Source organism: Paraburkholderia youngii (assembly GCF_013366925.1).
In the GTDB taxonomy this organism is placed as follows: Bacteria; Pseudomonadota; Gammaproteobacteria; order Burkholderiales; family Burkholderiaceae; genus Paraburkholderia; species Paraburkholderia youngii.
Window position 1 is genome coordinate 699518 of the sequence record NZ_JAALDK010000001.1, and the last position, 13036, is coordinate 712553.

Consider the following 13036-nt stretch of genomic DNA (forward strand, 5'->3'; position numbering starts at 1 on the left):
TTTTCCAATTGACGGAAACGTTGACGTTTCGTACTATCGGCTGCAAATTCCAGCCCTTGTGGAAACCGAGACGTTCATGCGATTTATCTTAAGCGCGTTATTGGTCCTGACACTCGCCGCGTGCGCGAGTCAGGGACCGACGACGAATACCGCCAATAACCCCGCCAGCCAGCAAGCCGTAGCCGACGCACTTCGCAAGAACGCCACCGCTAAAGAAACCATCAATGTCGACCAGGGCTCGGTCAATCAGTTGACGAGCCAGGACGCCGATCTGTGGGGCCGCATTCGCCGTGGCTTCCAGATGCCCGATCTGCAGAGCGACCTCGTCGACATGCAGCTCAACTGGTATCTGCAACGCCCCGATTACGTGCAGCGCATGACCGAGCGCTCGCAGAAATATCTCTATCACATCGTCGAGGAACTCGAGTCGCGCCATATGCCGACCGAGCTTGCGCTGCTGCCATTCATCGAGTCCGCGTATAGCCCGCAGGCTTTGTCGGTCGCCAAGGCGGCGGGCATGTGGCAATTCATGCCGGGCACGGGCCGTACCTACAACCTGAAGCAGAACATGTGGCAGGACGAGCGCCGCGACGTGCTCGCGTCGACCAGTGCCGCGCTCGACTACCTGTCGAAGCTGCACGATATGTTCGGCGACTGGCAGCTCGCGCTCGCCGCGTACAACTGGGGTGAGGGCAACGTGCAGCGCGCGATCGCGCGCAACGAGGCGGCGGGTCTGCCGACCGACTACCTGAGCCTGCGTATGCCGAACGAAACGCGCAACTACGTGCCGAAGCTGCAGGCGGTCAAGAACCTCGTGATGAACCCGCAGGTGTACGGGCTGGCGCTGCCGGCGATTCCGAACCACCCGTACTTCGTGACGGTCACGACCTCGCACGATATCGACGTCGACGTCGCCGCGCGGCTTGCCAACATGTCGACCGACGAGTTCCGCTCGCTGAACCCGTCGTTCAGGAAGCCGGTGATTCTCGGCGCGACGCAGCCGCAGATTCTGTTGCCTTTCGACAACGCGTCCGCGTTCGAGCGCAATCTGAAAACGTACTCGGGCTCGCTGTCGTCCTGGACCACCTACACCGTCGACGCACGGGCGACACCTGCGGCGATCGCACAGAAGATCGGCGTCGACGCAGACACGCTGATGGAAGTGAACAAGATTCCGGTCGGCATGCGCCTGAAGCCAGGCTCGACGATCGTCGTGCCGCGCGGCTCGGACGACGACGAGGACATCAGCGCCGACATCGCCGAAAGCGCGGTGCTCGCGATGGAACCCGACGTGCCCGACACGCGCAAGATGCTGATCCGCGTGCGCCGCAATCAGTCGATGGCCGCCATCGCGCTGCGCTACGGCGTGTCGGTCGGTCAGCTGAAGGCATGGAACAAGACACATCGCGATCAGGTTTCGCGCGGCCAGGTGGTCGTGCTGCATGTGCCGGTCGGCAAGCCGGTACCGAGCGAGCCGGGGCCGGAAAAGATCGCCGCCGATGTGCAAGGCGGCAGTGTGCAGAAGATTGGCGTCCATGCCGCAGACGCACGCGGCGATTCGCGCTACGATAAGAAGAAAGGGCGCGGCCACTCTGCCATCGTCAAGGTCTCCCAGCCGGGCGGCAAGGGTGACAAACCGGCGGCGCCTGCCAGCAAGGGCAAGGTCGAGAAGGTGTCGGCCTCGGTGCCCGGCAATGCGTCGAAGGCCGCGGCTGAGAGCCGCCCGAAGACCGTGGCCAACGCGAAGAAGAAGGGTAAATAGACCAATAGCGGCTCTCACGGTAGTGACCACATGCGTTGCGGGGGCAGCGCATGGATTGCGCTCCGATCACGCACCGTGTTCATCCAACGCCGTCACCTCAGGGTGACGGCGTTTTTCATTGCGCGGACGGTTCCTGCGGGTTTGCCGTAGTTACTTTATTGTTCGTGCTTCGGCCGCGTTGGCCGCGGGACGCCGTTCTGTCCCGATCCGTCGGAACCTCGGGCAAGGTTCTTGAGGTCCATTTCCAGGTTTTCTTCCGGATTTATGTCGTCGACCCAACTGCGCGTCTTTCTGCTTTTTTCCGCCGGCTATTTCGTCTCTTACGTGTTTCGAGGCGTCAATCTTGGTTTCGCGCCGTTCATCACGCGCGATCTCGGTCTGTCAGCCGCCGATCTGGGTGTGCTGACGAGTCTGTATTTCCTCGGCTTCGCGGGCGCGCAGATCCCCGCTGGCGTGCTGCTCGACCACTTCGGCGCGCGTCGCGTGACGGCCGTCACGCTGCTCTTCGCCGCGCTCGGCATCTGGGTGTTCGGCGCGGCGCACAGTCTCGGCATGATGATGGTCGGGCGGCTGCTGATCGGCGTCGGCGTCTCGGTATGCCTCGGCGCCGCGTTCAAGGCGCTCGCGCAGCATTTTCCGGTCTCGCGTTTGCCATTGATGAACGGGCTCGTGATGGCGATCGGCGGTTTCGGCGGCGTGATGGTCGGTTCGCCGCTCACGTGGGTGCTCGGCTTCTCCAGTTGGCGCTCGGTCTGCGTCGGGCTCGGGGTGCTGACGGTGGTGGTCGCGCTCGCGCAATGGACGCTCGCGCCGGACGCGCGCGACACGCATCGCCAGACGAGCCTCGTTGCGCAGTTCAAGGGCACGTGGCATATCCTGCGCAGCGCGGCATTCTGGAAAATCGCGTCGTTCTCGGTCGTTACGCAGGGCGTTTTCTACGCGATGCAGTCGTTGTGGGTCGGAGCATGGCTGCGCGACGTACAGGGCTTCGAACCGCACGAGGCGGCGGCGCTCGTGTCGATTCTCGGCTTCGCGATGATGGCGGGGTGCGTCGGTTTCGGCGCGGCGGCGCGTAGTCTCGAGCGGCGCGGTCTCTCGTTGTACGCGTTCTGCGGCATCGGCATGGCGTTATACGTGCTGACGCAGATGCTGATCATGTTCAATGCGCCATTGCCGGCGAGCCTGTTGTGGGCCGCGTACGGAATCTTCGGTGGCACTGGCATTCTGAGCTACGCGGTGATGGCGCGACATTTCCCGCCGCAGATGATCGGCCGGGTCAACACGACGCTGACGCTGATTATTTTTCTGCTGATCTTCGGTTTTCAGATCGGCGTTGGCGCGGTGCTTTCTCACTGGCCGGCGAGCGGCGGGCACTATCCGGCGGTCGCGCATCTGAGCGCGTGGGAAATCCTTGTCGCGCTGCAGGTGCTGAGCGCAATCTGGTACGCATTGCCGGGACGGCAGCTTGCCGGGTCCGGCGAAATGCGCGCGGAGCAGGAAGCCTGAACGGCCGCGCGGCACGCCGCCCCAAGTCCGCGTCCTATCCTCAGATTTGGAAGGAAGGGCGGTTTCAGGCTATAATTTCAAGGTTTGAGCTTATCAACCCGCACCCTAGCGCCTACCTCCCCCATACCGTTCATCCGCCGCGCGCCATTGGCGTAGCAAGAAGGGCCCCGCACCCAGCCGAAGTCGTCCACACAATGGGACTCATCGCGCCCCTTGCATCGTTACCGGCAGCTCGCGAGCGAGTCTGCGCGCGCATCCAGAATGTGTTCCGCTGCGGCTCGAAATCGGATAGACAGGTGGCAACAGGGTGTTCCCCCAAGGAGTCTCCCGTGTTGCCGTCATTTTCTCCCGCTCTTCTCGCGCTCGCCGACGGCACGGTCTTTCGTGGTTATTCGATCGGGGCCCCCGGGCACACCATCGGTGAAGTCGTGTTCAACACCGCCATCACCGGCTATCAGGAAATCCTGACCGACCCGAGCTACGCGCGCCAGATCGTGACCCTCACGTACCCGCATATCGGCAACGTCGGCGTGAACGCCGAAGACGTCGAAGCGACGAAAGTCCATGCCGCCGGCCTGATCATCCGTGATCTGCCGGTTCTCGCGTCGAACTTCCGCATGGAGCGTACGCTCCCGCAATATCTGCAGGACGAAGGCGTGGTCGCCATCGCCGGCATCGACACCCGCAAGCTGACCCGCCTGCTGCGCGACAAGGGCGCGCAAAACGGTGCGATCCTCGCTGGGTCCGACGACGAAGCCAAGGCCATCGAACTCGCGCGCTCGTTCCCGGGCCTCGCCGGCATGGACCTCGCGAAGGTCGTGTCGACCGGGCAAACCTACGAGTGGACCAAAACCGAATGGCGCTTGGGCACGGGCTACGGCGAGCAGAAGGCGCCGAAGTACCGCGTGGTCGCATTCGATTACGGCGTCAAGCAGAACATCCTGCGTATGCTGGCCGAGCGCGGCTGCCATGTCACCGTGCTGCCGGCGCAAGCGAGCGCCGCCGACGCGCTCGCGCTCAACCCGGACGGCGTGTTCCTGTCGAACGGCCCCGGCGACCCGGAGCCGTGCGACTACGCGATCGCGGCGACGAAGGAGTTCATCGAGCGCGGCATTCCGACCTTTGGCATTTGCCTTGGCCACCAGATCATGGGCCTCGCAGTCGGCGCAAAGACGATGAAGATGAAGACTGGCCACCACGGCGCGAATCACCCAGTCAAGGATCTCGAAGACGGCCGCGTGGTGATCACGTCGCAGAACCACGGCTTCGCGGTCGATGCCGACACACTGCCCGCCAACGCGCGCGTGACCCACGTATCGTTGTTCGACGGCACGCTGCAGGGCTTTGCGCTGACCGACAAGCCGGCGTTTTGCTTCCAGGGCCACCCGGAAGCGTCGCCCGGTCCGAACGACATAGCGTATCTGTTCGATCGCTTCACCGCGTTGATGGACGCGCAGAAGAGCGGCAAGAGCGCAGCGGCTTGAAGCACTAAAGGCCGGCCGCAAAGCCAGCCCGAGACGGAAACGAAAGCGGCTCGCGGCGGCCGCGGCGCCCCGCGGCACGATGCGGCGGGCGCGCCGCAAACAGCGCGCGCAACGTGAAAACGGCGCGCGCCGACGGAAAGAATTCAGGAATACATTAGCGAGAGCGTTATGCCCAAGCGGACAGACATCAAGAGCATCCTCATCATCGGCGCGGGTCCGATCATCATCGGCCAGGCGTGCGAGTTCGATTACTCGGGCGCGCAGGCATGCAAGGCGCTGCGTGAGGAAGGCTACAAGGTCATTCTCGTCAACAGCAATCCGGCGACGATCATGACCGACCCGAACACGGCCGACGTGACCTACATCGAGCCGATCACGTGGGAAGTGGTCGAACGCATCATCGCGAAGGAGCGCCCGGACGCGATCCTGCCGACGATGGGCGGCCAGACCGCGCTGAACTGCGCGCTCGATCTGCACGCGCACGGCGTGCTGGCGAAGTACGACGTCGAGCTGATCGGCGCATCGCCGGAAGCGATCGACAAGGCGGAAGACCGCCAGAAGTTCAAGGACGCGATGACCAAAATCGGCCTCGGTTCGGCCAAGTCGGGCACCGCGCACTCGATGGAAGAAGCACTCGCAGTGCAGGCGAAGATCGCCGCGGAAACCGGCTCGGGCGGCTATCCGGTCGTGATCCGTCCGTCGTTCACGCTGGGCGGTTCGGGCGGCGGCATCGCGTACAACCGCGACGAGTTCGAAGAGATCTGCAAGCGCGGTCTCGACCTGTCGCCGACGCGCGAGCTGCTGATCGAAGAGTCCTTGCTCGGCTGGAAAGAGTATGAGATGGAAGTGGTCCGCGACAAGGCGGATAACTGCATCATCGTCTGCTCGATCGAAAACCTCGACCCGATGGGCATCCATACCGGCGACTCGATCACGGTCGCGCCGGCGCAGACGCTGACGGACAAGGAATATCAGATCCTGCGTAACGCGTCGCTCGCGGTGCTGCGCGAAATCGGCGTCGACACGGGCGGCTCGAACGTGCAGTTCTCGATCAATCCGAAAGACGGCCGGATGATCGTGATCGAAATGAATCCGCGCGTGTCGCGTTCGTCGGCACTGGCGTCGAAGGCAACCGGCTTCCCGATCGCGAAGGTCGCGGCCAAGCTCGCGGTCGGCTACACGCTCGATGAACTGAAGAACGAAATCACCGGCGGCCAGACCCCGGCGTCGTTCGAACCGACGATCGACTACGTCGTCACGAAGATCCCGCGTTTCGCGTTCGAAAAATTCCGCGAAGCCGATTCGCGCCTGACCACGCAGATGAAGTCGGTCGGCGAAGTGATGGCGATCGGCCGCACATTCCAGGAGTCGTTCCAGAAAGCGCTTCGCGGCCTCGAAGTCGGCGTGGACGGGCTCGACGAAAAGACCGCCGATCGCGACGAGATCATCCGCCAGATCGGCGAAGCCGGTCCGGATCGCATCTGGTATGTCGGCGATGCATTCCGCGTCGGCATGAGCGCGCAAGAGATCTTCGAAGAGACCGCGATCGATCCGTGGTTCCTCGCGCAGATCGAACAGATCGTGCTGAAGGAAAAGGCGCTGGCGGGCCGTACGCTCGCGAGCCTCACGAAGGAAGAGTTGAAGTATCTGAAGCAGAGCGGCTTCTCGGATCGGCGTCTCGCCAAGCTGCTCGGCGCGAAGCCGGCGGACGTGCGCGCGCGTCGTATCGAGTTGAATGTGCGTCCGGTGTACAAGCGCGTCGACACGTGCGCCGCCGAGTTCGCAACGAAAACCGCGTATATGTACTCGACCTACGAGGAAGAGTGCGAAGCGAATCCGACGAACAACAAGAAGATCATGGTGCTGGGCGGCGGCCCGAACCGGATCGGCCAGGGCATCGAGTTCGACTACTGCTGCGTGCATGCCGCGCTCGCGATGCGCGAGGACGGCTATGAAACGATCATGGTCAACTGCAACCCGGAAACCGTGTCGACCGACTACGACACGTCCGACCGTCTGTACTTCGAATCGCTGACGCTCGAAGACGTGCTCGAAATCGTCGACAAGGAAAAGCCGGTCGGCGTGATCGTGCAGTACGGTGGCCAGACGCCGCTGAAGCTCGCGCTCGATCTCGAAGCGAACGGCGTGCCGATCATCGGTACGTCGCCGGACATGATCGACGCGGCCGAAGACCGCGAGCGTTTCCAGAAGCTGCTGCAAGACCTCGGCCTGCGTCAGCCGCCGAACCGTACCGCGCGCACCGAAGACGAAGCGCTGAAGCTCGCTGACGAAATCGGCTATCCGCTCGTCGTGCGTCCGTCGTACGTGCTGGGCGGCCGCGCGATGGAAATCGTCCACGAGCCGCGCGACCTCGAACGCTATATGCGTGAGGCCGTCAAGGTATCGAACGATTCGCCGGTGCTGCTCGACCGCTTCCTGAACGACGCGATCGAATGCGACGTGGATTGCATTTCCGATGGCGACGCCGTGTTCATCGGCGGCGTGATGGAGCACATCGAACAGGCGGGCGTGCACTCGGGCGACTCGGCCTGCTCGCTGCCGCCGTATTCGCTGTCGAAGGAGACGGTTGCCGAATTGAAGCGCCAAACGGCCGCGATGGCGAAGGCGCTGAATGTGGTCGGCCTGATGAACGTGCAGTTCGCGATCCAGCAGGTGCCTTCCAAAACAAATGCGGCTGATGGCGCGAAGGACGACATCATCTACGTGCTCGAAGTGAACCCGCGCGCGTCGCGCACGGTCCCGTACGTGTCGAAGGCGACCAGCCTGCCGCTCGCGAAGATCGCGGCGCGCGCGATGGTCGGCCAGAAGCTCGCCGCGCAAGGCGTGACGAAGGAAGTCGAGCCGCCGTACTTCAGCGTGAAGGAAGCGGTGTTCCCGTTCGTCAAGTTCCCGACGGTCGACCCGGTGCTCGGACCTGAAATGCGTTCGACCGGCGAAGTGATGGGTGTCGGACAGACGTTCGGCGAGGCGCTGTTCAAGTCGCAGCTCGCGGCGGGTTCGCGTCTGCCGGAGTCGGGCACGGTGCTGCTGACCGTGATGGACGCCGACAAGCCGAAGGCCGTCGAAGTCGCGCGCATGCTGCACGAGCTCGGCTACCCGATCGTCGCGACCAAGGGCACGGCTGCCGCGATCGAAGCGGCCGGCGTGCCGGTCAAGGTCGTCAACAAGGTAAAAGACGGCCGTCCGCACATCGTCGATATGATCAAGAACGGCGAGATCGCTCTCGTCTTCACGACCGTCGACGAAACGCGCGCGGCGATCGCCGATTCGCGTTCGATTCGCATGAGCGCGCAGGCGAACAAGGTCACCTACTACACGACGATGTCGGGCGCACGCGCGGCGGTGGAGGGTCTTCGTTATCTGAAGAACCTGGAAGTCTATGATTTACAAGGACTCCACGCTCGCCTAAACTAAGGCTTCGATACCTGTCCAAGATGTAAGTGCCGCGGTTAAGCGGCGTTCCGCAGGTGCTGTGGCCCGGGTCTGTCCATGGGCGGCGGCTTTCGCGGAATGCACTTAACCGCGGTGATTTTTTTTATGGCCGTTTTTTGCCTCCAGAGTTGTTTATGAGCACTATTCCATTGACGAAGCGCGGAGCAGACATGCTGCGCGATGAATTGCAGCGCTTGAAATCGGTCGAGCGTCCGGCCGTGATCAACTCGATCGCGGAAGCGCGCGCCCAGGGCGACCTGTCGGAAAACGCGGAATACGACGCTGCGAAGGAAAAGCAGGGCTTCATCGAAGGCCGCATCGCCGAAATCGAGTCGAAGCTCGCGGGCGCGCAGGTGATCGATCCGGCGCAAGTGGAAGCGGACGGCCGCGTGGTGTTCGGCGCGACGCTCGAGCTCGAAGACCTCGAGTCGGGCGCGTCGGTCAAATATCAGATCGTCGGTGACGACGAAGCGGACATCGACCACGGCCTGATCTCGATCAGCTCGCCGATCGCGCGTGCGCTGATCGGCAAATCGGAAGGCGACGTCGCGTCGGTGCAGGCACCGGGCGGCATTCGCGAATACGAAATCATCGCGGTCAGCTACATCTGAGGATGGCGCCGCTGTCTCTGATGCCGCATCGTTTATTCCGCCTGTTGACGGTGGTGTGGGTCGGTAGCCTGTTGACTATCGGCTACGCGGTTGCGCCCGTGCTGTTCACGTCGCTCGACCGCATGACGGCGGGTGCCATTGCCGCGCAGCTGTTTCGGATTCAGGGAGTGATTGGCGTCGTGTGCGGTATTTTGCTGCTCGGTCTTGCCAATCTGCTCGTGCGGCGCGGTAGTGGCGTGTATCGCCGCCTGCGCTGGCTGCTCGCCGGTATGCTCGTATGCGTGCTAGTTGGCTATTTCGCGTTGCAGCCGTTCATGAACGCGATGCGCGTCGCGGCGCTCGAGGCGGGCGCAGACGTCGGACATTCCGTTTATGCGACGCGCTTCGGCATCCTGCATGGCGTGTCGAGTCTGTTCTATCTGATCGAGAGCCTGCTAGGTGCTGCGCTCGTGTGGCTGCTGCCGGTGCATGTCGGTACCGCGGCCGACGAAGAGGGCGCGCGCGGAGTCGCGGGAAAGGTGGCGGGCTGAGGCTCGCGGGTGGCTGGTGGTGTGACGCGGCGCTATGTCCCCCGGTCGATGCCGAACCGATGCCCGCGATGAACTTCATGTTGCGACGAATCGTCGCTATTCCGGCGGCCAGCTACGGTTCATTGGCGCCGTTTCGGGCCTTGCGCCCAAGGCCGCCAACGCGGGGTGCGGAGCCGGTCCGCACCTTCGCCGCGTGTGCTCTTACTTCGACTGATGCGAACGCTTCGCGCTGGTTTGACGCTTCTTCGCGCGCTTGATGTTGCCGCCCTGCGTCACGCGTTCATTGCCGCGCACCAGCACCGCTTTCGCTCGCGGCTTGCGCATCGGCACGTCGGTCGGCTTCACCACTTTGACGATGCGCGGTGCGCGGCCCTTGGCCGGCCGGGCTTCTTCAGCTGCCGCTTCACGGGCGCTCGGCAACGCGCCGCGCTTCGCTTTTGCCGCCGGTTGTGCCGATTCTGGCTTCCAGATCACGAGCAACTTGCCGATATGCTGAATCGGTGCCGCGTTCAGCGTGTCGCAGATCTCTTCGTAGATGGCGATGCGCTCCTCGCGCTCATCACCGAACACGCGGATTTTGATCAGTTGATGCGCTGCGAGGTGCACCCTGATTTCGGCGAGTACAGCATCGGTCAAGCCTTCGGCCCCGACGAGCACGACCGGTTTGAGCGCATGTGCCTGGGAGCGCAACTCGGCGCGTTGGTCGGAAGAGACTTTGAGGGCTGGCATGGAAAGTGGAAGACTCGACTAAAATGGCGGCTCCTGCGCTTTCGTCCGATCGCCGAGCGATTCGGGCGGGTTGATTCAGCAGGATGCGCGTCAGAACAACAGAATCGCGGATGGCCGCCAGTCTGGCGGTGGCCGCGCGAATTAACCGCGTATTATCCCCTAAAGCGCGACTTGACGCAGCAATAGTTCAATCTTTAATGGCAAAAAACAAGTTCAATACCGCGTGGCTGCACGACCACATCAACGATCCGTACGTCAAAATGGCGCAGCGGGAAGGTTATCGTGCCCGCGCGGCCTACAAGCTCAAGGAAATCGACGAACAGGACAAGCTGATCCGCCCCGGACAGGTGATCGTCGATCTCGGTTCCTCGCCGGGCAGCTGGAGTCAGTACGCGCGTAACAAGCTGGCCGGCGGCTCGCAGCGCAACGCGGAACGCGAAGGTGGCATCGACGGCACGATCATCGCTTTGGACATTCTGCCGATGGAGCCGGTAGCCGACGTGCACTTCATCCAGGGGGATTTCCGCGAAGACTCGGTGCTGGTCCAGCTCGAAGAGTTGGTCGGCGCGCGCCAGGTAGACCTTGTAATTTCGGATATGGCACCCAACCTGTCCGGTGTGGCGATCGCGGACGCGGCGCGGATCGAGCATTTATGCGATCTCGCGCTCGAATTCGCACAAAATCACCTGAAGCCCGATGGTGCCCTTTTAGTCAAATGCTTTCACGGCAGCGGATATAGTCAGATTGTCGAAAAGTTCAAGCGCCAATTCAAGGTGGTGGCAGCCCGCAAGCCGAAGGCGTCGCGGGATAAATCGTCAGAAACATTTATTTTGGGTAAGCATTTGAAGCGTCTCGTGTAGGGATGCGGCGAGCCGGTTCCATTTCTGCCAATAACTAGCCCGATGCGTCGGAGACCGGCGTCAAGCTGGCCCGCTACCCTATTTCCGTGGTAGTGAAACGCTATGGCAGGGGTCTGCGGACTGGATTAGAATGCTTTCGTGGTGCCGCAAGGCAAATGTAGGCGCCCGTCTAAGTGAAGGAGTGGTGCTTTGAACAACAATATGTTTTCGAAAGCAGCAGTGTGGCTGGTGATCGCACTGGTGCTGTTTACGGTGTTCAAGCAGTTCGACAAGCCCCGTGTCCAGGAAGGCGTTTCCTATTCGCAGTTCATGGACGACGCGAAGAACGGCAAAGTCAAGAACGTCATTGTCCAGGGGCGGAACCTCACGGTCACTCCAGCAGACGGCCAGAAGTACCAGATCGTGTCGCCCGGCGACATCTGGATGGTCGGCGATCTGATGAAGTATGGTGTACAGGTGAGCGGCAAGGCTGACGACGAACCCAATGCACTGATGTCCGTGTTGTATTACCTCGGGCCGACGATCCTGATCATCGGTTTCTGGTTCTACATGATGCGACAGATGCAGGGGGGCGGCAAAGGCGGGGCCTTCTCGTTTGGCAAGTCGCGCGCGCGGCTGATCGACGAGAACAACAACGCAATCAATTTCACCGACGTTGCCGGTTGCGACGAAGCCAAGGAAGAAGTGTCGGAGCTCGTCGACTTTTTGCGCGATCCGCAGAAATTCCAGAAGCTCGGTGGTCGTATTCCGCGCGGCGTGCTGCTCGTTGGCCCGCCGGGAACCGGTAAGACGCTGCTCGCACGCGCGATCGCCGGCGAGGCGAAGGTGCCGTTCTTCAGCATTTCGGGTTCGGATTTCGTGGAAATGTTCGTCGGCGTCGGCGCGGCTCGCGTGCGCGACATGTTCGAGCAGGCCAAGAAGCACGCGCCGTGTATCGTGTTCATCGACGAAATCGACGCGGTCGGCCGTCATCGCGGCGCCGGCATGGGCGGCGGTAACGACGAGCGCGAACAGACGCTGAACCAGATGCTCGTCGAAATGGACGGCTTCGAGGCGAACTCGGGTGTCATCGTGATCGCTGCGACGAACCGTTCGGATGTACTCGACAAGGCGCTGTTGCGTCCGGGCCGTTTCGACCGCCAGGTGTACGTCGGTCTGCCCGATATCCGCGGCCGCGAGCACATCATGAAGGTGCACCTGCGCAAGGTACCGATTTCGAACGACGTCGATGCGGCAGTGATCGCGCGCGGCACGCCGGGTTTCTCGGGCGCCGATCTCGCGAACCTCGTCAACGAAGCAGCGCTGTTCGCGGCGCGCCGTGGCAAGCGCATCGTCGAAATGACCGATTTCGAGGACGCGAAGGACAAGATCTTCATGGGTCCGGAGCGCAAGTCGGCCGTGATCCGCGAAGAATCGAAGCGTGCGACCGCGTATCACGAATCGGGTCACGCGGTGATCGCGAAGCTGTTGCCGAAGGCCGATCCGGTGCACAAGGTCACGATCATTCCGCGCGGCCGTGCGCTGGGCGTCACGTGGCAGTTGCCGGAGCATGATAACGAAACGTACTCGAAGGACTATCTGCTCGACCGTCTTGCCATTCTGTTCGGTGGTCGCGTCGCGGAAGAGCTGTTCCTGAACCTCATCAGCACCGGCGCCTCGGACGACTTCAACAAGGCGACCCAGACGGCTCGCGCAATGGTTGCCCGCTTCGGTATGACAGATGCGCTCGGACCGATGGTCTATGTCGACGACGAAAACGACGCTTCGCCGTTCGGCCGCGGCTTCACGCGGACCATTTCGGAGGCGACGCAGCAGAAGGTCGATGCGGAAATCCGTCGTGTGCTGGACGAGCAGTACAATCTCGCGCGGCGCCTGCTGGAAGAGAACCGCGACAAGGTCGAAGCGATGACCGCCGCATTGATGGAGTGGGAGACGATCGACGCCGATCAGATCAACGACATCATGGCCGGCCGTCCGCCGCGTTCGCCGAAGAGTTCGCCGCCGTCGGCAAGCGACGCCTCGTCGGGCGGTAGCGCGGGCACCGAAGTCAAGCCGGGCAGCGCAACCGCGCCGGCCTGATAGGTAGCCAGTAGAAAGTGCG

General features: G+C 62.5%; 9 protein-coding genes. 8 read left to right on the forward strand and 1 reads right to left on the reverse strand.

The window, feature by feature from the left end; genetic code table 11:
* Positions 1-76: 76 nt before the first annotated feature.
* From G5S42_RS03380 to G5S42_RS03405, 6 genes are all read left to right on the forward strand, one after another.
* Positions 77-1762, forward strand: a complete 1686-nt coding sequence (locus tag G5S42_RS03380; protein ID WP_176105533.1) for a transglycosylase SLT domain-containing protein — start codon at positions 77-79, stop codon at positions 1760-1762.
* Between the two features lie 264 nt (positions 1763-2026).
* Positions 2027-3268, forward strand: a complete 1242-nt coding sequence (locus G5S42_RS03385) for an MFS transporter (RefSeq protein ID WP_176105534.1) — start codon at positions 2027-2029, stop codon at positions 3266-3268.
* Between the two features lie 329 nt (positions 3269-3597).
* Complete coding sequence (carA, locus tag G5S42_RS03390) at positions 3598-4752, forward strand: glutamine-hydrolyzing carbamoyl-phosphate synthase small subunit (protein ID WP_176105535.1); 1155 nt, start codon at positions 3598-3600, stop codon at positions 4750-4752.
* 168 nt (positions 4753-4920) lie between these two features.
* Positions 4921-8187 (forward strand): carbamoyl-phosphate synthase large subunit, encoded by a 3267-nt coding sequence (gene carB / locus G5S42_RS03395; RefSeq protein ID WP_176105536.1) that lies wholly within the window; start codon positions 4921-4923, stop codon positions 8185-8187.
* Positions 8188-8339: 152 nt separating this feature from the next.
* Entirely contained in the window at positions 8340-8816 is a 477-nt protein-coding gene (greA, locus tag G5S42_RS03400; protein ID WP_176105537.1) for a transcription elongation factor GreA, read from the forward strand.
* Positions 8817-8836: 20 nt separating this feature from the next.
* Positions 8837-9346 (forward strand): DUF4149 domain-containing protein, encoded by a 510-nt coding sequence (locus G5S42_RS03405; protein ID WP_176105538.1) that lies wholly within the window; start codon positions 8837-8839, stop codon positions 9344-9346.
* 201 nt (positions 9347-9547) lie between these two features.
* Here the strand turns inward: G5S42_RS03405 and G5S42_RS03410 are convergent, their stop codons facing one another.
* Positions 9548-10075, reverse strand: a complete 528-nt coding sequence (locus G5S42_RS03410) for a YhbY family RNA-binding protein (RefSeq protein ID WP_176105539.1) — start codon at positions 10073-10075, stop codon at positions 9548-9550.
* Positions 10076-10272: 197 nt separating this feature from the next.
* On the opposite strand from G5S42_RS03410, the gene G5S42_RS03415 reads away from it, so the two are divergent.
* The gene (locus G5S42_RS03415) at positions 10273-10935 is read left to right on the forward strand and encodes an RlmE family RNA methyltransferase (protein WP_176110304.1); all 663 of its coding nucleotides are present in this window, start codon (positions 10273-10275) and stop codon (positions 10933-10935) included.
* Between the two features lie 189 nt (positions 10936-11124).
* Complete coding sequence (gene ftsH, locus G5S42_RS03420) at positions 11125-13014, forward strand: ATP-dependent zinc metalloprotease FtsH (RefSeq protein ID WP_013090008.1); 1890 nt, start codon at positions 11125-11127, stop codon at positions 13012-13014.
* Positions 13015-13036: the final 22 nt, after the last annotated feature.

Excerpts from the sequence above, each read along its gene's own strand:
- G5S42_RS03380 (WP_176105533.1), top strand. The coding sequence starts at position 77 with ATGCGATTTATCTTAAGCGCGTTATTGGTCCTGACACTCGCCGCGTGC.
- G5S42_RS03415 (WP_176110304.1), top strand. The coding sequence starts at position 10,273 with ATGGCAAAAAACAAGTTCAATACCGCGTGGCTGCACGACCACATCAAC.
- G5S42_RS03405 (WP_176105538.1), top strand. The coding sequence starts at position 8,837 with ATGCCGCATCGTTTATTCCGCCTGTTGACGGTGGTGTGGGTCGGTAGC.
- greA (WP_176105537.1), top strand. The coding sequence starts at position 8,340 with ATGAGCACTATTCCATTGACGAAGCGCGGAGCAGACATGCTGCGCGAT.
- carB (WP_176105536.1), top strand. The coding sequence starts at position 4,921 with ATGCCCAAGCGGACAGACATCAAGAGCATCCTCATCATCGGCGCGGGT.
- G5S42_RS03410 (WP_176105539.1), bottom strand. The coding sequence starts at position 10,075 with ATGCCAGCCCTCAAAGTCTCTTCCGACCAACGCGCCGAGTTGCGCTCC.
- G5S42_RS03385 (WP_176105534.1), top strand. The coding sequence starts at position 2,027 with ATGTCGTCGACCCAACTGCGCGTCTTTCTGCTTTTTTCCGCCGGCTAT.